Origin of the sequence: Methylobacterium ajmalii (assembly GCF_016613415.1) — a bacterium.
Classification (GTDB): Bacteria; Pseudomonadota; Alphaproteobacteria; order Rhizobiales; family Beijerinckiaceae; genus Methylobacterium; species Methylobacterium ajmalii.
Genome location: NZ_JACWCT010000059.1, coordinates 1 through 20,937, shown reverse-complemented (window position 1 = coordinate 20,937; position 20,937 = coordinate 1). Strand labels below are relative to the sequence as shown.

The following is a 20,937-nucleotide window of genomic DNA, read 5'->3' as shown; positions in this document are numbered from 1 at the left end:
CGGGGACGGCGGGGTTTTCGCCCGATTTTCCGGATGGATCCTTAACCGCTGCGCCGCGACCCTGCGCGGCGTCGCTCTAGGCAGCGCCCCGCCCCATGACCCGGAGGTCCGATCCGTGACGCGCCCGATCCTCTGGGCTCTCGGCGTGCTCGCCGGGGCCGTCCTCACCGGCGGGTCCCTCACCGAGCGCATCGCCAAGATCGGCCTGTCCCGCCCGGCGCCCGCCGCCGCGCAGGCCTCCGCCGCCGCGCCCGTGCCCGCCCCGCCCGGGACGGAGGCGAGCGTGACCCTGGCCCAGGACCTGTCGGGGCACTACCGGGCCCACCCCCAGGTCGAGGGCCGCGTGCTGCGCATGCTGGTCGATACCGGCGCGACGCTCTGCGTGTTCACCCGCGAGGATGCGGACCGGATCGGCCTCCGGGTCGCGGAGCGCGACTTCACCGCGAAGGTCGGCACCGCCAACGGCACCGTGCCGGCGGCCCCGGTGCGGGTGCGCGAGATGCGGGTCGGCGGCATCGCGGTGCGCGACGTCGAGGCCCTGGTGCTGCCGAGCGGCCGGCTCGAGACGAGCCTGCTCGGCATGTCGTTCCTGCGCCGCCTGCGCGGCTTCGAGGTCGCGGGCGGGCGCATGATCCTGCGGGGATGAGAGGCCCTCCCCCCGCACGGCCGATCCCGCGCGATCAGGAGGCCGGACAGGCGCCGCCGTTGCGGGTGTCGGTCACGGTCGGCAGCACCACCTCGGGCGAGGCGGTGACGGCGACGTTGTAGACCTTGCCGTTGCGCACCGGCCAGACCACCGTCTCGGTCATGGTGCTGAGGTTGAACCGGTTGGCGAGCGTCGCCCCGAACAGGGGCTTGTAGGTCATCGTCAGCTCGACCACGACGTAGCGGGCGCCCACGGTCTTGAACGCGTCCGGCACCGGCGGCGGCACCGTCGTCGGGCCGGTCGGCTGGGCCACGCCGGCATTGCCGGCATCGACCGCGTAGGAGCAGACCCGGGCCGTGCCGCCGGTGTCGTACACCCCGATCGCCTTGGCGGAGATCCGCGCGCCGGCGCCGTCGAAGGGCGCGAGCACCGCCCGTCCGGCCCTGGCGATGGTGGCGAACTGGGCCGACGGGATGTCGCCGGCCTCGCGCGAGACCAGGTCGGCGACCGTGCGGGCCGCCAGCGTGACCTTGCGGAAGTTGCTGACGTAGCCGGCGACGTCGGTGGTGCCGAGATAGAGCAGCAGCAGGAGCGGCAGCACCATCGCGAACTCGACCGCCGCGAGCCCGTCCCGCGCCCGTCCGAACCGCGCGAGGACGCCCCGTCCCCGGGCCGTGGGGCCCGCCGCGCCGCAGGCCCGCTCGCTCATTGGAAGGGCTCCGTGCGGAACGCCACGGTGCTCTGGAGCACGCGCTTGCCGTTGGCCAGGGTGTTGGGGTTGAGGAAGCTGAAGAAGACCGGGAACTCCACCGCGGCCTGCACGATCACGATCCGGTTCGAGGCCGGGTCCTGGTACTGCGTGCCGAAGGCGGTGGGCGTGGTGCGCCACGACTTGGTGGAGGAATCGATCGGGCTCGCCGGCGTGTAGCTGCCGCCGTCCGGCATCATCAGCACGTCGACCTTGACGTTGCTGCAGGCGAAGATCGTGACACGGCCGTTGCAGATCGCGTCCTTGAACTTGTCGAGTGCGACCTGCTGGGTCGTCTTGTCCGCCGGCGGCGGCGGATCTGCGGCGCGGGCGGCCTGGAACTGGCCGGTATAGAGCTGGCGCGCCGCGCTCGACACCGCGTTGTCGAGGACCTGGCCGGCGAAGAAGGCGAGCGCGGTCTCGACGATCGCCGCGATGAGGCAGAGGAACGGCATCGCGATCAGCCCGAACTCGACCGCGGTCGCCCCGTCGCGGCAGCCGGAGAAGCGCCGGACCGCGGCCGCCCGCCGACCGGTCGCGCCCCGGAGGGCCGGCGATCCGGGGTCATGCAGCGCGCGACGACAGGGCATGGTGCGGTTCGTGTCCGGTGCTGGGCCTCGGAGCGTTCGATGCCGGACGGAGATTGCGGATCCGTTACGGCAATTCCCGAGACGTCAGCGCATCCCCGCCGCCGCGCCCGCGGCCGCGGCGCCCGCCGTCGCCAGGGAGTTGCGCTGGCCGGCCTGCCCGCTCACCTCGGAGAAGTAGCGCTGGGCGTCGCCGAGCTGCATCGCCGGCTGGCAGGCCGGCGTGCAGGAATACGATTCGCGCTCGAGCCCGCGCTGCACCGTGACCACCGACGGGCTGCCCGCCCGTACGCTGATGGCGGATTCGGCCAGCATCGTGCCGGCCGAATCGAGGGCGATCAGGTTGGTGCTGCCGAAGCTCTTGCCGGTGAGGACCACGATGCCGTTCCGCTGCAGCGACACGTCGGCGATGATCGGGTTGCCGACGATCACCGTCGCGGTGCGCTCCGGCAGGCGGATCACCTTGGCGTTGTCGACCATCACGGTGACGATCGCTCCGTCGCTGCCCTGCGCGGCGGCGGGGCCCAGCAGGGCTGCGGCCAGGAGGAGGCTCGCGGCGCGCGGGAGGCTGGGGCGGCGGGGCGGGATCATCGGCAGGGCGGTCTTTCGGGCGGGAATCCTCGGGCTCGCACCAGTGAAGCGTCCGGAGGGTTGACAAATCGCTAAGCTGCTCCGGCAGGGCCCGTCATCGGATCAGGCATCCGTTAACCACGGGCCGATTTCCGCGCCGGACCGCCAGGATCGACGATCGCTTTAACCCAACTGCAACGCAGTCGGGCCTAACTTGCCGTCAGTCCCGATCGGCGCCAGTCGATTGTCGGTGGACTAACCGAGATCATCCAGGCGGGAACAAGAGTTATGATCACCAAGCTGAAGCGTTTCGTCAGCGACGAGTCCGGTGCGACCGCGATCGAGTACGGCCTGATCGCGACCCTGATCGCCCTGGCGGTGATCGTGGCGGCCCGCACGGTCGGCCAGAACCTCGGAGCCCAGTTCAACTCGATCGCCGGTAACCTCAAGTAAGCCTCCGCAGGGCCGGCCCGCCGCAGCGGGCCGGCGCGCGACGGCGGCACGGCCGTAAAGGCCGCGTCCCGAGGCGGGTTCAGATCCGGGTCGTCCCTGCGGCGACCGGACGGCCTGCAAAACGGCGGCAAGGCGCGCGACCTCTCCACGGAGACCGGTCGGGTCACATGCCGCCTTTCTCGATTCCGCGCGTATCGAGGCGTCTTCCGTCGATCCGCGCTCGTCGATACGTCTTCCGCGAGCCCGCATGGCCAGCCTCTGCCTCCTCGTCGTGTTCCCGTTCCTGATGGCCTACGCGGCCATGAGCGACGTCCTCACGATGACGATTCCCAACCGGGTGAGCCTGATCCTCGTCGCCGCCTTCGCGGTGCTCGCCGCCACGGCCGGGCTTGGCTGGTCCGAGATCGCCTGGCACGCCGGCGCCTTCGGGCTGGTGCTGACGGTCGGCTTCGCGCTGTTCGCCTTCGGGGTGATCGGCGGCGGCGACGCCAAGCTCGCCGCGGCGACCGCGCTGTGGCTCGGGTTCGAGCCGCTGCTCGACTACGTCGTCAACTTCTCGCTGCTCGGTGGCCTGCTCGCCCTCGCCATCCTGTACGTCCGCGGCCAGCCCCTCCCCGGCTTCGTGATCGCCTGGCCCTTCGCGCTGCGCCTGCACGACCGCTGCGTCGGCATGCCCTACGGCGTCGCCCTCTCGGCCTCCGCGCTGATCACCTGCCCGTCGGCGCCGCTCTGGCGCATCGCGCTTTCGGGCTGAGCGCCGGCCCGGCCCGTTTCGACGCTCCCTTCGCCTCTCCCATCCCGTCGCGCACCGCGCCCGGCCCCGGTCGGGCGGGGTGCGTCGGCCTGTCCCGCATCCGGCACGAACGGCCGCACGGGCATGGCGAAGATCATTAACCCTAAGGGCGGTTAACCTTAATTTGAGGATTGCCTGATGAAGTCCGGTCAGGGGCGGCACCGCGTCGTCCCCTGCCGTCTCCTCTGTTTGGCGCCCCATGAAGTCATCGCGCTTGCTTCTCATCAGCGTCGCCGTCGTGACCGGGGCCGGGGCCTTCGTCATGATGAGCGGCCGCGAGCCGCCCCCGCCCCCGCAGGTCGCGCCGGTCGCCGCGCCGGCGCCCGCGATGGAGACCGTGGAGGTGCTGGTCGCCGCCGCCGAGCTGCCGATGGGGCAGACCGTGAAGATGCCGGACCTGCGCTGGCAGTCCTGGCCGAAGAGCGCCGCCGGCGACGGCTTCCTGCAGCGCGCCGCCGCCCCCTCGGCCCTCGAGGACACGGTGGGCTCGATCGTGCGCAGCCCGTTCCTGTCCGGCGAGCCGATCCGGCGCGAGAAGCTGATCAAGGCCAACGGCAGCGGGTTCCTGTCGGCGATCCTGCCCTCCGGCATGCGCGCCGTCGCGATCTCGATCGACGCCCGCGGCTCGAACACCGCCGGCGGCTTCATCCTGCCGAACGACCGGGTCGACGTGCTGCGCACCTCCCGCGACGAGGACGCGGCCCGCTCCGGCGGCGGCGACGTCCAGACCGCCGAAACGATCCTCACCAACATCCGGGTCCTGGCGGTCGGCCAGACCGTGCAGGAGCGCAACGGCGAGCGGGTCGTCACCGGCGACACCGCGACCCTGGAGCTGACCCCGTCCCAGGCCGAGGCCATCACCCTCGCCCAGAAGGTCGGCCAGCTCTCCCTCACCCTGCGCAGCCTCGCCGATGCCGGCCAGGTCGCCCCGGCGACGGCGGAGCAGCCGCCGGCCGAGGGCGGCCTCACGGTCGTGCTCTACGGCGTCGCCAAGCAGATGCCCCGCCGATGAGCGCGCCCGCCCCCGGCCCATTCCGCGCGACCGGCCTGCGCGCCGCGAGTCCCCGTCCCATGAACCCGTCCAGGAACAGCCTGTCCCAGATCCTCCCGGCGGCCGCCACGCTGCGCGCCGTCCTCGTCGCCGGCGCCGTGGCGTCCCTCGCCGCCCCGGCCCTCGCCCAGGGCGGGATGCGCGGCGGCATCGCGCCCGCGCCGGTGGTGAATGTCGGCGCCAACGAGGCCGACGTCTCGCGCCGCCTCGACCTGACCATCGGCCGCTCGCTGGTGATCGACCTGCCGCGGGACGCCAAGGAGGTGTTCGTCGCCAACCCCAAGGTGGCGAACGCGGTCGTGCGCTCGACCCGCAAGGTGTTCGTGATCGGGATCGAGAACGGCGCCACCTCGATCTTCGTGATGGACGGCGAGGGCCGCCAGATCGCCGCCCTCGACGTCACGGTCGGGCGCGACCTCAACGTCCTGCGCCAGACGCTCGCCACCAGCCTCCCCGGCGCGCGGCTCGACGTGCGCCCGGCGGGCGATTCGGTGCTTCTCACCGGCACGGTCGCCTCCGCCGGCGAGGCCCAGCAGGCCATCGACATCGCCAACGCCTTCGTGGGCGTCGGCGGGGCGGCGGTCGGCGCCCGCGGCGCGGTGATCAACAACCTGACGATCCGCGGCAAGGACCAGGTGATGCTGCGCGTCACCGTGGTCGAGGTGTCGCGCCAGGTGCTCAAGCAGTTCGGCGTCAACCTGAACGCCAACTGGAGCGCGATGAACTTCGTGAACGGCGTGCCGTTCCCGCTGACCGGCGGCTCCTACCCGGCCGGCAACGACATCTCGGGCTCGATCAAGGCCGGCGGGTTCTCGCTGCAGGCCACCCTGCGCGCCTTCGAGCAGGCCGGCGTGTCGCGGGTGCTGGCCGAGCCGACCCTGACGGCGATCTCCGGCGAGGCGGCGAACTTCACCGCTGGCGGCGAGATCCCGGTGCCGACGAGCCAGAGCTGCTCGGCGGTGCTCGCCTCGAACTCGTCGAACTGCTCGGTCGGCATCGAGTACAAGCCCTACGGCGTTGCGCTCAACTTCACCCCGGTGGTGCAGTCGGAGAACCGGATCTCGATCCGGGTCGGCACCAACGTCACCGAGATCGACCCCCAGGCGGCGATCCCGGTCTCGAACGGCAACAACACGATCTCGGTGCCAGGCCTCACGGTGCGCAAGTCCGAGACGACGATCGAGCTGCCCTCGGGCGGCACGATGATGATCGCCGGCCTGATCCAGCAGCGCAACCGCCAGGCGATCAGCGGCCTGCCGGGCATGCTCAACCTGCCGGTCCTCGGCGCCCTGTTCCGCTCCCGCGACTACCAGCGCCAGGAGACGGAGCTGATGATCATGGTGACCCCCTTCATCGCCAAGCCGATGGATCCGGGCCAGGTCAAGAAGCCCGACGACGGCTTCACCGAGGTCAGCGACAGTCAGTCGGTCCTGCTCGGCCGCTTCAACCGCCTCTACGGCGTGGTCGGCGCCGCGCCGCTGGGCGCCCGCTACCGCGGCCGGGTCGGCTTCATCACGGACTGACCCGCCCCCGAGCCTCCGCCGAGCCTTCACCGGTCGAGACCTCACCGATCGAGACCTCAGCCATCACGACCTCAGCCATCACGACTTGGCCCGTCGAGGCAAACGCCCCATGATCCGCATCGTCTTCCGTCTGACGCTCCTCGCCGCCACGGCCGGCCTCGCGGCGTGCACCAGCACCCGCCCGCCGCTGACCACCGGCTCGACCTACCCGATGACGGTCCCCGAGCGGCACCCGATCGTGCTGGCGGATTCGTCGCGCAACCTCGACGTGTTCGTGACCGGGACGGGCCACATCGACCCGCGCCAGGCCGACGACGTCGACGGCTTCCTCACCGAGTACCGCCGCTACGGGCGCGGGGTCCTGGTGTTCGAGGTGCCGCGCGGCTCGCAGGTCTCGGGCGTCGCGGTGGAGCGCACCCTGCAGCGGGTGCGCGCCCGGGCGCTGGAGCGCGGCGTCGCCGTGCGGGAGATCGTGGTCGCGCCCTATCCGGTCGCCAACGTCGCGGTCAGCGCCCCGGTGCGTCTCAGCTTCCAGCGCATGCAGGCCAAGGTCGCGGGCGCCTGCGGGCTGTGGCCGCAGGATCTCGGCTCGTCGAATGCCGGCTTCAACACCCGCAACGAGCCGTACTGGAACCTCGGCTGCGCCATGCAGTCGAACGTCGCGAGCCAGATCGCCGACCCGGTCGACCTCGTGCGCGGCCGCCAGGAGGGCCGGATCGACACGGCGATCCGGACCCAGAACCTCACCGACCTGCGCACCGGAAAGGATCCATCAACCAGTTGGAAGCAGGATGGCCGCGCGAGCGTGAAGAACCAGGTGAACCAGTGATGACGACGCGCCGGACGACAGACGCGGCCGCGCCCGCGGCGAGACGCGCCGGCGCCACCCGGATCCGCCCCCGACCCTCCTCCTCCCGGCCCCGGCCGGCTCCGATGCGGGCCCGGCGACCGGCCCCCGTCCCGCAGGCGCCCCGTCATGTCTGATGCGACCTCGCCGACCGACCGGGTCATCGCCCCGGTTCCCCGCATCACCGTCCAGGCCTTCTGCGAGAGCCCGGACGTCGCCGCGGTGATCGAGGCCGCCGCCGCCGACCGGCGGATGCAGAAGGCCCATGCCCGCGTCCAGATGGGCGGCGCGCCCGCCGCCGTCGAGGCCTTCCGCAACGCCCCGACCCCGAACGTCATCATCGTGGAGATCGGCGCCGCCAAGGGCAGCCCGCTCGCCGCACTCGACGGCCTGGCCGAGGTCTGCGACGCCGGCACCAAGGTGGTTGTGGTCGGCCACGTCAACGACGTCGTGCTCTACCGCGAGTTCATCCGCCGGGGCGTCAGCGAGTACCTGATCGCACCGATCGACCCGGTCGCGGTGATCGCGGCGATCTCGGACCTGTTCTGCGACCCCGCGGCCGAGCCCCTCGGCCGGACGATCGCGGTGGTCGGCGCCAAGGGCGGCGTCGGCGCCTCGACTCTCGCCCACAACATCGCCTGGTCGGTGGCCCGCGACTTCGGCACCGCCACCGTCATCGCCGACCTCGACGTGGCCTTCGGCACCGCCGGCCTCAACTTCAACCAGGATCCGCCGCAGGGCGTGGCCGAGGCGGTGTTCGCGCCCGAACGGGTGGATGCGAACTTCGTCGACCGGCTGCTGTCGAAGTGCACCGACAAGCTCAGCCTTCTCGCCGCCCCGGCGACCCTCGACCGTCCGACCGACTTCGCCGAGGGATCGTTCGACGGCGTGATCGACGTGCTGCGGGCGAGCGTGCCCTGCATCGTGCTCGACGTGCCCCACACCTGGTCGTCCTGGTGCCGCCGCATGCTGATCGGCGCCGACGAGATCGTGGTCGTGGCCGCCCCCGACCTCGCCTCCCTGCGCAATGCCCGCAACCTGTTCGAGGTCCTGAAGAGCGCCCGCCCGCACGACCGGATGCCCCGCCTCGTCCTCAACGGCGTCGGGATGCCCAAGCGCCCGGAGATCGCCACCACGGAATTCGCCAAGGCCCTCGACGCGCCGGTCGCCGCCGCGGTGCCGTTCGACCCCGCCCTCTTCGGCACCGCCGCCAACAACGGCCAGATGCTGGCCGAGGTGCAGGCCGGGTCCAAGGTCACCGAGATCCTGACCGAGCTCGCCGGCAGCCTGACCGGCCGCGCCGAGACGCGCCGCGGCCGGGCGAACCTCCTCGAGCCGCTGCTTGCCCGGCTCGCCCGCCGCAAGGCGTCGTGAATCCGGCGGGCCGCGGCGTGAGGGCGCCGCTCCCGCGAAACCACGACGGGTCCACCCCGTTCCGCCGCCCCGGGTCCCCTCGTCCCTGAATCCCCCGTCGGCGGAGCGCCGCGCGACGGGGCCCGTTTTCTCGAGAAGGCCGCTGATCCCATGTTCGGCAGGAGACCCGGAGCGACGGCGCAGAAGAGTCCGGCCCCGCGCCCGGCCGGCCCCGCACCGGTGCCGGTCTCGCCGGAGCCGATCGCGCCGGTCTTCCAGGACGGCCGGCGGGCCGAGGCCCCGCCCCGCGAGATCGCCGTCCCGGTCGAGACCGCCCGCTCGGACGACTACTACCGCACGAAGAGCATGATCTTCGGCGCGCTGATCGAGGCGATCGACCTCACCCAGCTCGCCCGCCTCGAGCCGGATGCGGCGCGCGAGGAGATCCGCGACATCGTCATCGAGATCATCGGCCTCAAGAACGTCGTGATGTCGATCGCCGAGCAGGAAGAGCTGCTCGACGACATCTGCAACGACGTGCTCGGCTACGGCCCGCTCGAGCCGCTGCTCGCCCGCGACGACATCGCCGACGTGATGGTCAACGGCGCCAACCGGACCTACATCGAGGTCGGCGGCAAGATCCAGCTGACCAACGTTCGCTTCCGCGACAACCAGCAGTTGATGAACATCTGCCAGCGGATCGTCAGCCAGGTCGGACGCCGGGTCGACGAGGCCTCCCCGATCTGCGACGCGCGCCTGCCCGACGGCTCGCGTGTCAACGTGATCGCCCCGCCGCTCGCTATCGACGGACCGGCGCTCACCATCCGCAAGTTCAAGAAGGACAAGCTCACCCTCGACCAGCTCACCCGCTTCGGCTCGATCTCGCCCGAGGGTGCCAAGATCCTGCAGATCATCGGGCGGGTGCGCTGCAACGTGGTGGTGTCGGGCGGCACCGGCTCGGGCAAGACCACGCTGCTCAACTGCCTCACCCGCTACATCGACGACGACGAGCGCGTCATCACCTGCGAGGACGCGGCCGAGCTGCAGTTGCAGCAGCCGCACGTCGTGCGCCTGGAGACGCGGCCGCCCAACCTCGAGGGCCAGGGCCAGGTCACGATGCGCGACCTGATCAAGAACTGCCTGCGCATGCGGCCCGAGCGGATCATCGTCGGCGAGGTCCGCGGCCCGGAGGCCTTCGATCTCCTCCAGGCGATGAACACCGGCCACGACGGCTCGATGGGAACGCTGCACGCCAACTCACCGCGCGAGTGCCTTGCGCGTATCGAATCGATGATCGCGATGGGCGGCTTCAGCCTGCCCTCGAAGACCCTGCGCGAGATGATCGCCGGCTCGATCGACGTCGTGGTCCAGGCCGCGCGCCTGCGCGACGGCTCGCGGCGCATCACCCACATCACCGAGGTGATGGGGATGGAGGGCGACGTCATCACCACCCAGGACCTGTTCGTCTACGACGTGGTCGGCGAGGATCCGAACGGCAAGCTGATCGGTCGCCACCGCTCGACCGGGGTCGGCCGGCCGCGGTTCTGGGAACGGGCGCGCTACTACGGCGAGGACCGGGCGCTCGCCGCCGCCCTCGACGCCGCAGAGGTCCGCGTGGAGGAGACGGCATGACGACCGCCTCCATTCGGACCCGCACGCCCCCCGGCCCACGTCCGGGCGCCGGAGCCCGCCCGTGATCGCGATCGACAGCACCCTCGGGGCGGGCCTGCTCGTGGTCTGCGCGGTCTGCATCGCCTCCGCCGTGGTGGTGCCGCTGCTGCCCGGCGAAGCGCGGGCGGCCAAGCGCCAGCAGGCGCTGGTCGGCCAACGCCGGGTCGTCGAGCGGGTCCAGGCGGTCAGCCGCCGCGAGCAGGTCGCCAAGAGCCTCAAGGAGATCGAGGACAAGGAGAAGAAGTCCCGGATCAGCCTCGAGATGCGGCTGACTCAGGCGGGCCTCGCGATCGGCACGCGCCAGTTCTACGTCTTCAGCGCGATCGCCGGCGCCGTCGTCGGCGCGTTCGGCTTCCTGTTCGGCGGCGATCCGCTCATCGCGCTCGGGATGGCCTTCGCGGCGGGGTTCGGCCTGCCGCGCTGGGTCCTGAGCTACCTGCGCAAGCGCCGGATGGCCCGCTTCATCCTCGAATTGCCCAACGCCATGGACGTGATCGTGCGCGGCATCCGCTCGGGCCTGCCGGTCGGCGACTGCCTGCGCATCATCGCCCGGGAGGCGCAGGAGCCGGTCAAGAGCGAGTTCAAGGCGATGATCGAGGCCCAGGCCCTCGGCATCTCGCTCACCGAGGCCGTCGCGCGGCTCTACGAGCGCATGCCGGTGTCGGAGGCGAACTTCTTCGCCATCGTGGTCGGCATCCAGCAGAAGTCGGGCGGCAACCTCTCCGAGGCGCTCGGGAACCTGTCGAAGGTGCTGCGCGACCGGCGCAAGATGGCCGAGAAGGTCAAGGCGATGAGCATGGAGGCCAAGGCTTCCGCGGCGATCATCGCCTCCTTGCCCTTCGTCGTCGCCTCGCTCGCCTACCTCACCAGCCCCGACTACATCTCGCTGCTCTGGACCACCTCGATCGGTCACGTCGCCCTGGTCGGCTCGGCCCTGTGGATGATCCTCGGCGTGGTGGTGATGAGCCGGATGATCCGCTTCGACATCTGACGGCGCCGGGGTCCTCGCGGCCCCGCCGCCCCGTTCCTCGCCCGGCCCCCGCGCGGCCGGCGCCATCGCTCCCGGGAGACGGCGCGTGCAGTTCCTGTCCCAGCTGATCAACCCCCACTTCGCCGGCGCGCTCCTCGCCGCGGTGGCGGCGGCGGCCACGGTCTTCACCCTGGTCCAACCGCTCATCGAGCCCGACCGGCTCGCCGGGCGCATGAAGAGCGTCGGCAAGGAGCGCGACCGCATCCGCCTGCGCGAGCGCGAGCGGCTGAACCAGAAGGCGTCCCTGCGCCAGGAGCCCAAGGCCTACATGAAGCGGGTCGTCGAGCGCCTGCATCTGGGCGACTGGCTCGGCGCCGAGAACGCCAAGAACAGCCTGACCATGGCGGGCTATCGCGGCCCGCAGGCCGAGGTGGCGTTCCTGTTCTTCCGCCTGGTGACGCCGATCGCGTTCTTCTTCGTCGCGGTGTTCTACCTGTTCGTGCTCGAGGTGCTCGACCAGCCGGTGCTGGTGCGCTTCGGCATCGTGGTCGTGGCGCTCTATCTCGGCATCAAGGCGCCGGAGCTGTTCCTGCGCAACAAGACCGCCAAGCGCCAGGCCGAGATCACCCGCAACTGGCCGGACGCCCTCGACCTGCTGCTGATCTGTGTCGAGTCCGGCATGGCGATCGAGGGGGCGTTCCGGCGCGTCGGCGTCGAGATCGCCAACCAGTCGATGACGCTCGCCGAGGAGATGGCGCTCACCACCGCCGAGCTGTCCTACCTCTCCGACCGGCGCATGGCCTACGAGAGCCTCGCCCTGCGCACCGGCCTCGAATCGGTGAAGAACATCACCACCGCGCTGATCCAGGCCGAGCGCTACGGCACCCCGGTCGGCCAGGCGCTGCGGGTGCTGTCCCAGGAGAGCCGCGACCAGCGCATGAACGAGGCCGAGAAGAAGGCCGCCGCCCTGCCGCCCAAGCTCACCGTGCCGATGATCCTGTTCTTCCTGCCGGTGCTGTTCGTGGTGATCCTCACCCCCGCCATGGTGCAGGTCTTCAGCATGAAGTAAGCCGCAGGCCGGGACCGACGGGAAACGGGAACCGGATGAGCGAGACCGACCACCACGCCGCCGCGACGCTGCAGGCCCAGGCGGCCGCCCTCCGGGCGCGCTACGGCGCCGATCCGGCCCTCGACGTGGCCTGGAACGCCACGGTCGCGGGGCTCCTCGCCCACCGCACCGTGCGGGCGTTCCGGCCCGATCCCCTGCCCGCCGGCAGCCTGGAGACGCTGGTCGCCGCCGCGCAATCGGCCGCCTCCTCCTCCAACCTCCAGACCTGGAGCGTCGTCGCGGTCGAGGACCCGGCCGCCAAGACGCGCCTGTCCGAGGTGGCGCGCGGGCAGCGCCACGTCGCCGAGGCGCCCCTGGTTCTGGTCTGGCTCGCCGACCTCTCGCGCCTCGAGGCGCTCGGGCGCGACCGCGCCAAGGCGACCGACGGGCTCGACTACCTCGAGATGCTGATGGTCGGCGTGGTCGACGCCGCGCTCGCCGCCCAGAACGCGACGGTGGCGCTCGAATCCCTCGGCCTCGGCACGGTCTATATCGGGGCGCTGCGCAACGACCCCGAGGCGGTGGCCGAGCTACTCGGCCTGCCGCCGAACGTGCTGGCGGTGTTCGGCCTCTGCGTCGGCCATCCCGACCCGGCCCGGCCGGCAGCGGTGAAGCCGCGCCTGCCGCAGGACGTGGTGCTGCATCGCGGCCGCTACGAGCCCGCGCAGGCCGGCCGGGCGGTGGCCGCCTACGACGCGGCGATGCGCGACTTCCAGGCCGGCCAGGGGATGCCGCAGGCCGGCTGGAGCGATGTCGCCCTCGACCGGGTGCGGGGCCCCGGCTCCCTGAGCGGCCGCGACCGGCTGCGGGAGATCCTGGAGCGGCGGGGCTTCGGCCTGAAATAAAGCCTGCGCCGTACGCCGCACAGAACGATATCCCGTTGATCGCCCGTTTCGTTCGTCATACAGAACGACGGGCGGAACCGGACGCCGCATGGGCCAAGAGGGAGCGGGACAACGTCCCGCATGGGCCAAGGCGATGCGCGGGACCGGTCCCGCGGGCTGGAACGGGAGAGCGACGTGTCGGACGAGAGCGTGGTGCGCGAGCAGCGGCGGGCGGAGACGATCGCCGCCGCGAACGGGATCGGCACGGACACCGCCTTCGGCGCGGTGACGCCGCCGCTCTACCTCTCGACGACCTACACCTTCGCCGAGTTCGAGCAGCCGCGGGCCTACGATTACGCCCGCCTCGGCAACCCGACCCGCGACCAGCTCGCCGACACCCTGGCGAAGCTCGAGGGCGGCGCCCGGGCCGTCGTGGTGTCGAGCGGCATGGCGGCCCTCGACCTCGCCCTGTCGCCGCTGCGCCCCGGCGACCTCCTGGTGGCGCCGCACGATTGTTACGGCGGCACCCACCGGCTGCTGTCGATGCGCGCGGCCCGCGGCCATTACCGGGTCGCCTTCGTCGACCAGGGCGACGAGGCGGCGCTCGCGGCCGCCCTCGCCGAGGGCGCCCGGATCGTGCTCACCGAGACGCCGAGCAACCCCCTGATGCGGATCACCGACATCCGCCGGGTCGCGGCGCTCGCCAAGGCCGCCGGCGCCCTGTTCGTCGTCGACAACACCTTCCTGTCGCCGGCCCTGCAGCGGCCGCTCTCCCTCGGGGCCGACCTCGTCGTCCACTCGACCACCAAGTTCCTCAACGGCCATTCCGACGTGATCGGCGGCGCGGTGATCGCCGCGGACGCGACGCTGGGCGACGAGCTCGCCGCGTGGGCGAACACCGTCGGGGTCACGGGCTCGCCCTTCGACGCCTACCTCACCCTGCGCGGCGTGCGCACGCTGTTTGCCCGCATCGAGCGCCAGGAGCGCAACGCCGCCGCGGTCGCGGCCTTCCTCGACCGTCATCCGGCGGTGGCCCGCGTCCACTATCCGGGCCTGCCCGCCCATCCGGGCCACGCCCTCGCCAAAGCGCAGCAGGCGGGGTTCGGGGCGATGCTGAGCGCCGAACTCGCGGGCGGGCGCGAGGCGGTGCGCCGGCTCGTCGGGGCGCTCACGATCTTCAGCCTGGCGGAATCCCTCGGCGGGGTCGAGAGCCTGATCGCCCACCCGGTGACCATGACCCACGCCGCGATGGACCCCGAGGCCCGCGAGCGGGCGGGCGTCGGCGACGGGCTGGTGCGGCTCTCGGTCGGCCTGGAGGCGGAGACCGACCTGCTGGCCGATTTGGCGCAGGCCCTCGACATCGTCGCGAAGGGCTGACAGCCGCGCGGCGCCCGTGCCCTAGATCCGATCGGGTACGTGGCAATCCGGGATGCCGGCCGAGCGAGGACGCGATGACAAACGGGACGATGCGCCTCGGCGCCTTCTTCTACGCCACCGGCCACCACGTCGCCGGGTGGCGCCACCCGTCGAGCGAGGCCGATGGCGGCATCACCCTCGAGCGCTACGTCGGCTGGGCCAAGCGCGCCGAGGCCGCCAAGTTCGACCTGATCTTTCTCGAGGACGGCACCGGCATCCGCGACGCCGACCTGCGCTCCAGCGAGCGCACCGCCCGCTCGACGCATTTCGAGCCCGTCACCCTGCTGTCGGCGCTGGCCGCCGTCACCAGCCGGATCGGCCTCGTCGCCACCACCTCGACGAGCTTCAACGAGCCCTACAACGTCGCCCGCCGCTTCGCCTCCCTCGACCACCTCAGCGGCGGCCGGGCCGGCTGGAACCTCGTGACCTCCGCCACCGACCTCGAGGCAGCGAATTTCGGCAACGACACGATCGCCCGCCACGCCGACCGCTACGAGCGGGCGGAGGAGTTCGTCGACGTGGTCCTGGGTCTCTGGAACACCTGGGACGACGACGCTGTGGTGATCGACAAGGCGTCGGGCCAGTTCTCGAAGCCCGACGGGTTCCGGCCCCTCGACCACAAGGGCAAGCATTTCGAGGTCCGCGGCCCCCTCAACCTGTCGCGCACGCCGCAAGGCCAGCCGGTGCTGGTCCAGGCCGGCTCGTCGGGGCCGGGCAAGGACCTGGCGGCGCGCACCGCCGAGATCGTGTTCACGGCCAACCAGACCCTCGAGGAGGCGGTGGATTTCACCCGCGACCTCAAGGGCCGCATGGCCCGCTTCGGCCGGCAGCCCGACGACCTCAAGGTGATGCCGGGACTGTTTCCCGTCGTCGGCCGCTCCGAATCGGAGGCGCGCGAGAAGTTCGAGGAGTTGCAGGCGCTGATCGACCCGGTGGTCGGGCTGGCGCTCCTCAGCCGCATGGTCGGCCACGACCTCTCGGGGCACGATCCCGACGGGCCGGTGCCGGAACTGCCGGAGAGCGAAGGGCTCAAGTCGCGCCAGCAGCTGATGCTGGACCTCGCCCGCCGCGAGGGCTTGAGCCTGCGCCGGCTCTACCTGCGCATCGCCGGGGCGCGAGGCCACTCGCAGATCGTCGGCACGCCGGCCCAGATCGTCGACGAGATGGAGGCGCGGTTCCGGGCCGGGGGTGCGGACGGCTTCAACATCATGCCGCCGACGCTGCCGGGCGGGCTCGACGACTTCATCGAGCTCGTCCTGCCCGAGCTGCGCCGGCGCGGCCTGTTCCGAACCGAGTACGAGGGCACCACCCTGCGCTCCCATCTCGGCTCGCGGCCGCCCGGCGGTCACGGGCCGGCCCGCTGAAGATACTCCAAGGGACCTCGACCGGGTGCCGTTGCGTTCTCCGTCCGGGCGCTTGCCCGGACGAAGAGTTTTCCCCATGACGCATCACCACGGCGCCCGCCTCGCGCTCGCCTGCCTTCTCCTCGCCGGCGCCGCGCCGGCCCCGGCGCTCGCGCAGCAGGGCGCCTCTCCCCGCCTCGACAAGGTCGCGAGCTTCGACCACCAGGTCACCGGCGTCACGGTCGCCCGGGACGGGCGGATCTTCGTCAACTTCCCGCGCTGGAGCGAGGACGCCCCGGTCTCGGTGGCGGAGCTCAAGGACGGCAAGCCGGTGCCCTACCCGGATGCCGGCTGGAATTCCTGGCGCAACGCCAGGAAGGACGAGATCGACCCGAAGACCCATTTCGTCTGCGTGCAGAGCGTGGTGGCGGATGCCCAGGACCGGCTCTGGGTGGTGGATGCCGGCGCGCCCGCGATGGGCGCGGTGGTGAAGGACGGACCGAAGCTCGTCGGCATCGACCTCAAGACCAATCAGGTGATCAAGACGATCCCGTTCGACGCGCCCACCATCCTGCAGGCCTCCTACCTAAACGACGTCCGGATCTCGCCCGACGGCAAGACCGCCTACCTCACCGATTCCGGCGCCGAGGGTGCCTTGGTCGTCGTCGACCTCGACAGCGGCTCGGCCCGGCGGGTGCTGTCGGGCCACCCCTCGACCATGCCGGACAAGGGCGTGACCGTGACGGCCGACGGCCAGCCCCTGCGCCGCCCGGACGGCCGCGGCGTCGACTTCTCCGCCGACGGCATCGCGCTCTCGCCCGACGGCAGGACGCTCTACTGGCAGGCGATCAAGGGCAAGACGCTCTACAGCCTGCCGACGGACGCCCTGACCGGCTGGGCGACGGCCACGGTGGTCCCCGAGATGCTCACCGACCGGACGCTGGGCGCCAAGATCGTCACGGTCGGCGAGAACGGGCCGGCGGACGGCCTGCTGATCGGCCGCAAGGACGGGCGGATGTACGTCACCTCGCCCCAGGACAACGCCGTAAAGGTCCGCGACCTCGCCAATAACGGCGCCGGTCTGACCACCCTGGTCCAGGATCCGCAGCTGCGCTGGCCCGACACCTTCGGCGAGGGACCGGACGGCACGATCTACGTCACGACCTCGCACATCCAGGATTCGGCCGACTACAAGCCCGGCGCACCGATCAGCCTGCCGACCGAATTGTGGGCGATCCGCACCGGGGCGGCGGCACCGGCGGGGGCCGCGCCGGCACGGTGACGGGAGCGGGGGGCTCCGCCCCGTGCGCCTCGCCACAACCCCTTGGCAAGGCGCGGCAACCTGTGCTGGATATCGCCCCGGGACAGCCGGACGACGCGAGGGGCGTCGTCGGCCGGTCCAGGAGTGCCGGTTTGGCCTTGCACAGGTCCCGAGAGACGACCGGTTCGCCGCTCCTGACGCCGGTCGAACTCGCCGGGCGCGTGGCGGGGCTCGCGGAGGGCGCGCGGCTCGCCGTCCTCGGCCTCACCCGCGACGGCGTCGGGCAGGTGCTGGTGGAGGCAGGCATCGGCCGTGGGGCGCTGCTCGTCGCCGCCGGAGAGCCCCGGAGCGCGACGGCCGTGGTCGACGGCGTGCTCGACGACCTCGCGGATCTCGCTCTCGCCCGCTGGCCGGACTGGCCGGACGGCTCGGCGCCGGAGGTGTCGGGCCCGTGGCTCAAGGCGGCCGCGACGCTCGCGGCCTCTGGGCGCCCGCCCCGGTTCCGGCGGGCGGCGCGGGCGCTCGAATTCGGCCAGCTGCTGCGGGCGGTCGATCCCGGCAGCGTGATCCTGGTGGCGGAGGTCGATCCGGCCTCGGCCGCGCGGGCGGCGCCGGTGATCGAGGCGCTGGAATGGTGCACCGGGCACGGCGCCGCCTGCATCGCCGCCCTGCCGGTCGTGCCGCCCGACACGCCGCCCTACGACCGCATACTCTACGGCGCCTGCACGGTCGGCCATCCGGCCACCCCGGCCGCCTCCCGCTTCATTCCCGCGCGCTCGCGCGCCCACCCGGCGAGTGCGGTCGAGCGGCGGGTCGAGGCGGCGCTCGCGGCCGATCCGGACCTCGCCGGCCTGTTCTCCGGCAACGAGACCGTCCGGGTGGCGGGAGACGGTCGCCATCCCCGGGTCGACTTCCTGTGCCGCGCGCACCGGATCGTCGTCGAGCTCGACGGGCCCGAGCACCAAGCCGAGCCGAAGTTCGGCGAGGACCGCCACCGCGACTACGAGCTGATGGTCGCCGGCCACCTCGTGCTGCGCCTCACCAACGCGCAGGTGACCGACGACCTGCAGCGGGCGATCGAGAAGATCCGCGCCGTCGTCCGGCTGCGGCGCACCGGCCCCGGACCAGGAGCCACCACCCGATGACCCGGACGCCGACACGATGAGCGAGACGCCGACCCCCGCCCAGGCGATGATCCTCTGGCGCCTGCTCGGCCGGCAGGGCACCGCGCTCAACAGCGAGATCGCCCCGAGGAAGGCCGAGCGCGAGGCGCTGCAGCGGGCCGGCTTCCTGGCGGTCGAGAGGGAGGGCCGCTCCTCGCGCCTGACCGTGACCGACAAGGGCTGGAACTGGGCCGGCGGGCACCTGCGCGACCCCCTGCCGCCGACCATGCGGGTGCTGCAGGACTGGCTGACGCGGCTCCACCACCACCTCGCGACGACGGGGGCGACGCTGGCCGAGTTCGTCGGCCCCGCCCCCGGGCGGGCGCCGCCGGCGCCGAAAGTCCGCAAGGCGCGGCCCGAGATACGGTCCAAGACACGGCCGGCATCCGGTGCCGCGCGCGTGCCCGACCCGGGCGAGGTCCGCACCCGGATCGAACGGGCCTACCTCGCCTGCACCGGGGGCCGGAAGGCCACCGCCGTCCGCCTCAGCGCCCTGCGGGCGGCGCTCGCCGATCTCGACCGCGCGACCCTCGATGCCGGGCTGGCGGCGATCCTGTCGGGCGATCCGGCGATCCGGCTCACCCGGATCGGCGATCCGAAGGCCCTCGACGCCGCCGAGCGCGCGGCGGCCTTCGCACCGGCCGGCGAGCCCTTCCACGAGATCTGGATCCAGGCATGAGCGACGCCCTCGACGCCCTGCGCCGCGTCAACTTCGACTGGGTCCGCACCCTCGACAGCGTCTGGCTCGACGCCGAGCCGACGGGCGCGCCCAACGAGGCCCTGGTGCCGGGCCTCGTCGCCGACCTGCACGCGCAAGGGGCGGGGCCGCGCCCGCGCGGCCGGGTGCTCGTCGGCGAGGCCGGCATCGGCAAGACGCACCTCGTCGGGCAGATCCGCCGCGCGGTCTGGGCCTCGGGCGGCTGGTTCGTGCTCCTCGACGTGCTCGGCCTGACGGATTTCTGGCGCAGCGCGGCGCTGAGCTACCTCACCGCCCTGATGCAGCCGATGCCCGACGGGCGGCGCCAGTCCGACGCGGTGCTGGCCGGCATCGCCCGCCGGTTCCGGGTCGAGGCGCAGGTCGAGCAGGCGTTCAACACCCCCAACATCGACGCCCGCCGGATCGTCGACCTCCTGGTGCGCGCCCTGATGCACGTCGATACCGGGCGGGCGCTCAAGCACCAGGACGTGTTTCGGGCGCTTTGCCTTCTGCGGGCCCAGGACCTCGCGGCGGTCGGCCTCGCCCATGCCTGGCTGCAGGGCTACGAGGCCGACACGGCCGCCCGCACCGCGCTGGGCTTCACCACGCCGCCGCCCTCGCCGATCGAGCTCGTGCGCGGGATGGCCTGGATCATGGGTCTCAGCGGGCCGACCCTCGTCGCCGTCGACCAGATCGACGGCGTGGTCGATGCGAGCCGGCTCGCCGCGCAGGACGATTTCGAGCCCGGTCCGGGCCTCGCCGAGATGCTGGCCGCCGGCCTGATGGAGCTGCACGAGGGCGGCGGGCACGGCATGACGCTGGTCGCCTGCCTTCCCGAATCCTGGCAGCGGCTCGAGGCGCGGGGGCTCAAATCCGCCTTCGACCGGTTCGATCCGCCGGTGATGCTCGAGGGCCTGAACCGGCCGGACGCCGCGGCGGCGCTGATCCACGGCCGTCTCGCCCCGGCCTATGCCGAGGCCGGCTTCGTCCCGCCCGCCCCGACCTGGCCGTTCGAGGAGGCGGCGATCGCGCGGGCCGCCGCGAGCGCGATACGGCCCCGGACCCTGCTGATGCGCTGCGACGCCTTCCGGCGCGCCTGCCTGGCGGAAGGGGCGGTGGTCCCCTGCCGCGACCTCACGGGCCAGGCGCCCGAACGGCACGAGCCCGCCGCCCCGCCCTTCGAGCTCGACGCCGCCCGGCGCGCGGCCGACCTCTCGGGCATCCTCGACGACGAGGAGGCCGGCCTCGGCGAGCTGCTGCGCGCCGCCTTCGACCTCTACGCCCTGGAGGACGATCCCCACGACGCGATCGACGTGGTCAGCAAGGGCGAGCCCGAGCAGAGGCTGCCGCCGCTGCACGGCCGACTGACCTTCCTGCACCGCGACGAGAACGACCGCGAGCGGCACGTCTGCTATCGCGCCCTGCTGCAGACCCATCCGATCGCCTTCCAGGCCCGGCTGCGGGCGGCGCTGACCGCCTCGGGCATCTCGACCAGGATCCCGGGTCGGGACCTGGTGCTGGTGCGCCGCGGTCCGGTGCCGCCCGGCGCCAAGACCGACGCCCTGGTCGACCGGTTCCTCGCGGCCGGGGGCCGGCTGATCGACCCGACCGACGACGACCTGCGCACCTTCGTCGCCCTGCGCACCCTGCGCGACCGGGCGGTGCGCGACGGCGAGATCGACCGCTTCGCCGGCTGGATGCGCGAGACTCTGCCGGTGCGCGCCACCGGGTTCTTCCGGGCGATCGGCCTGGCGGGCAACGCAGGCGTTCCCCGGGAGCCCGCGCCGGCGCCCCGCACCGGCCGCGCGCCCCCGCCCCCGCTGCCGCCCCGGCGGTCGCGGCGCGACCCCGAACCGGCGGAGGAGGCCGCCGTCACGCCGCCGGCGGCGGATCCCGTCCGGGCGCCGGATCCG

19 protein-coding genes and 1 pseudogene are annotated in these 20,937 nt (G+C 72.5%); 17 read left to right on the top strand and 3 right to left on the bottom strand.

What is annotated here, in order from left to right; genetic code table 11:
* The first annotated feature begins 115 nt into the window (after positions 1 to 115).
* A complete protein-coding gene (locus HPY23_RS10840; protein ID WP_091887310.1) occupies positions 116 to 646 on the top strand; it encodes a retropepsin-like aspartic protease family protein in 531 nt (176 codons plus the stop codon).
* Between the two features lie 34 nt (positions 647 to 680).
* On the opposite strand, the gene HPY23_RS10835 is transcribed toward HPY23_RS10840, so the two are convergent.
* From HPY23_RS10835 to HPY23_RS10825, 3 genes are all read right to left on the bottom strand, one after another.
* A complete protein-coding gene (locus HPY23_RS10835) occupies positions 681 to 1,355 on the bottom strand; it encodes a TadE/TadG family type IV pilus assembly protein (protein WP_091887312.1) in 675 nt (224 codons plus the stop codon).
* Positions 1,352 to 1,984, bottom strand: a complete 633-nt coding sequence (locus tag HPY23_RS10830) for a TadE/TadG family type IV pilus assembly protein (protein WP_091887315.1) — start codon at positions 1,982 to 1,984, stop codon at positions 1,352 to 1,354. The genes HPY23_RS10835 and HPY23_RS10830 overlap by 4 nt, the downstream gene beginning before the upstream one ends.
* Positions 1,985 to 2,068: 84 nt before the next feature.
* Positions 2,069 to 2,572, bottom strand: a complete 504-nt coding sequence (locus tag HPY23_RS10825; RefSeq protein ID WP_082742895.1) for a pilus assembly protein N-terminal domain-containing protein — start codon at positions 2,570 to 2,572, stop codon at positions 2,069 to 2,071.
* Between the two features lie 267 nt (positions 2,573 to 2,839).
* Between HPY23_RS10825 and HPY23_RS10820 the strand changes: the two genes are divergently transcribed.
* The 16 genes and pseudogenes from HPY23_RS10820 to HPY23_RS10745 all read left to right on the top strand — a co-directional run.
* On the top strand, positions 2,840 to 3,004 hold the full coding sequence (locus HPY23_RS10820) for a Flp family type IVb pilin (RefSeq protein WP_060850171.1): 165 nt from the start codon (positions 2,840 to 2,842) through the stop codon (positions 3,002 to 3,004).
* A 247-nt stretch (positions 3,005 to 3,251) separates the two neighbouring features.
* A complete protein-coding gene (locus tag HPY23_RS10815; protein ID WP_091887317.1) occupies positions 3,252 to 3,758 on the top strand; it encodes an A24 family peptidase in 507 nt (168 codons plus the stop codon).
* Positions 3,759 to 3,996: 238 nt separating this feature from the next.
* Entirely contained in the window at positions 3,997 to 4,809 is an 813-nt protein-coding gene (gene cpaB / locus HPY23_RS10810; RefSeq protein WP_200602091.1) for a Flp pilus assembly protein CpaB, read from the top strand.
* A gap of 59 nt (positions 4,810 to 4,868) precedes the next feature.
* Positions 4,869 to 6,371 carry a type II and III secretion system protein family protein gene (locus HPY23_RS10805; protein WP_091887321.1) on the top strand — a complete coding sequence of 501 codons (1,503 nt, stop codon included), beginning with the start codon at positions 4,869 to 4,871 and terminating at the stop codon, positions 6,369 to 6,371.
* 109 nt (positions 6,372 to 6,480) lie between these two features.
* Positions 6,481 to 7,200: a CpaD family pilus assembly protein gene (locus tag HPY23_RS10800; RefSeq protein ID WP_091887325.1), complete on the top strand. Its 720-nt coding sequence runs from the start codon at positions 6,481 to 6,483 to the stop codon at positions 7,198 to 7,200.
* A gap of 147 nt (positions 7,201 to 7,347) precedes the next feature.
* Entirely contained in the window at positions 7,348 to 8,592 is a 1,245-nt protein-coding gene (locus HPY23_RS10795; protein ID WP_060850167.1) for a CpaE/TadZ family protein, read from the top strand.
* Positions 8,593 to 8,742: 150 nt separating this feature from the next.
* Positions 8,743 to 10,203 carry a TadA family conjugal transfer-associated ATPase gene (locus tag HPY23_RS10790; protein ID WP_060850166.1) on the top strand — a complete coding sequence of 487 codons (1,461 nt, stop codon included), beginning with the start codon at positions 8,743 to 8,745 and terminating at the stop codon, positions 10,201 to 10,203.
* A 61-nt stretch (positions 10,204 to 10,264) separates the two neighbouring features.
* A complete protein-coding gene (locus HPY23_RS10785; protein WP_060850165.1) occupies positions 10,265 to 11,233 on the top strand; it encodes a type II secretion system F family protein in 969 nt (322 codons plus the stop codon).
* A gap of 85 nt (positions 11,234 to 11,318) precedes the next feature.
* Complete coding sequence (locus tag HPY23_RS10780; RefSeq protein ID WP_200602092.1) at positions 11,319 to 12,281, top strand: type II secretion system F family protein; 963 nt, start codon at positions 11,319 to 11,321, stop codon at positions 12,279 to 12,281.
* A 35-nt stretch (positions 12,282 to 12,316) separates the two neighbouring features.
* The gene (locus tag HPY23_RS10775; RefSeq protein WP_091887327.1) at positions 12,317 to 13,165 is read left to right on the top strand and encodes an NADPH-dependent oxidoreductase; all 849 of its coding nucleotides are present in this window, start codon (positions 12,317 to 12,319) and stop codon (positions 13,163 to 13,165) included.
* A gap of 174 nt (positions 13,166 to 13,339) precedes the next feature.
* Positions 13,340 to 14,521 (top strand): cystathionine gamma-synthase, encoded by a 1,182-nt coding sequence (metB, locus tag HPY23_RS10770; protein WP_413231147.1) that lies wholly within the window; start codon positions 13,340 to 13,342, stop codon positions 14,519 to 14,521.
* Positions 14,522 to 14,595: 74 nt separating this feature from the next.
* Positions 14,596 to 15,924: an LLM class flavin-dependent oxidoreductase gene (locus tag HPY23_RS10765; RefSeq protein WP_091887329.1), complete on the top strand. Its 1,329-nt coding sequence runs from the start codon at positions 14,596 to 14,598 to the stop codon at positions 15,922 to 15,924.
* A 76-nt stretch (positions 15,925 to 16,000) separates the two neighbouring features.
* Positions 16,001 to 17,185, top strand: coding sequence for an L-dopachrome tautomerase-related protein (locus HPY23_RS10760; RefSeq protein WP_091887331.1), 1,185 nt, complete (start codon positions 16,001 to 16,003; stop codon positions 17,183 to 17,185).
* 137 nt (positions 17,186 to 17,322) lie between these two features.
* A complete protein-coding gene (locus tag HPY23_RS10755; RefSeq protein WP_236012965.1) occupies positions 17,323 to 18,309 on the top strand; it encodes an endonuclease domain-containing protein in 987 nt (328 codons plus the stop codon).
* A gap of 16 nt (positions 18,310 to 18,325) precedes the next feature.
* Complete coding sequence (locus HPY23_RS10750) at positions 18,326 to 19,006, top strand: hypothetical protein (protein WP_091887336.1); 681 nt, start codon at positions 18,326 to 18,328, stop codon at positions 19,004 to 19,006.
* A pseudogene (locus HPY23_RS10745) lies at positions 19,003 to 20,937 on the top strand (ATP-binding protein); the annotation flags it as partial. The gene HPY23_RS10750 and the pseudogene HPY23_RS10745, both read left to right, overlap by 4 nt.

Excerpts from the sequence above, each read along its gene's own strand:
- HPY23_RS10760 (WP_091887331.1), top strand. The coding sequence starts at position 16,001 with ATGACGCATCACCACGGCGCCCGCCTCGCGCTCGCCTGCCTTCTCCTC.
- HPY23_RS10750 (WP_091887336.1), top strand. The coding sequence starts at position 18,326 with ATGAGCGAGACGCCGACCCCCGCCCAGGCGATGATCCTCTGGCGCCTG.
- HPY23_RS10815 (WP_091887317.1), top strand. The coding sequence starts at position 3,252 with ATGGCCAGCCTCTGCCTCCTCGTCGTGTTCCCGTTCCTGATGGCCTAC.
- HPY23_RS10790 (WP_060850166.1), top strand. The coding sequence starts at position 8,743 with ATGTTCGGCAGGAGACCCGGAGCGACGGCGCAGAAGAGTCCGGCCCCG.
- HPY23_RS10835 (WP_091887312.1), bottom strand. The coding sequence starts at position 1,355 with ATGAGCGAGCGGGCCTGCGGCGCGGCGGGCCCCACGGCCCGGGGACGG.
- HPY23_RS10830 (WP_091887315.1), bottom strand. The coding sequence starts at position 1,984 with ATGCCCTGTCGTCGCGCGCTGCATGACCCCGGATCGCCGGCCCTCCGG.
- HPY23_RS10800 (WP_091887325.1), top strand. The coding sequence starts at position 6,481 with ATGATCCGCATCGTCTTCCGTCTGACGCTCCTCGCCGCCACGGCCGGC.
- HPY23_RS10820 (WP_060850171.1), top strand. The coding sequence starts at position 2,840 with ATGATCACCAAGCTGAAGCGTTTCGTCAGCGACGAGTCCGGTGCGACC.
- cpaB (WP_200602091.1), top strand. The coding sequence starts at position 3,997 with ATGAAGTCATCGCGCTTGCTTCTCATCAGCGTCGCCGTCGTGACCGGG.
- HPY23_RS10775 (WP_091887327.1), top strand. The coding sequence starts at position 12,317 with ATGAGCGAGACCGACCACCACGCCGCCGCGACGCTGCAGGCCCAGGCG.
- HPY23_RS10805 (WP_091887321.1), top strand. The coding sequence starts at position 4,869 with ATGAACCCGTCCAGGAACAGCCTGTCCCAGATCCTCCCGGCGGCCGCC.
- HPY23_RS10765 (WP_091887329.1), top strand. The coding sequence starts at position 14,596 with ATGACAAACGGGACGATGCGCCTCGGCGCCTTCTTCTACGCCACCGGC.
- HPY23_RS10795 (WP_060850167.1), top strand. The coding sequence starts at position 7,348 with ATGTCTGATGCGACCTCGCCGACCGACCGGGTCATCGCCCCGGTTCCC.
- HPY23_RS10825 (WP_082742895.1), bottom strand. The coding sequence starts at position 2,572 with ATGATCCCGCCCCGCCGCCCCAGCCTCCCGCGCGCCGCGAGCCTCCTC.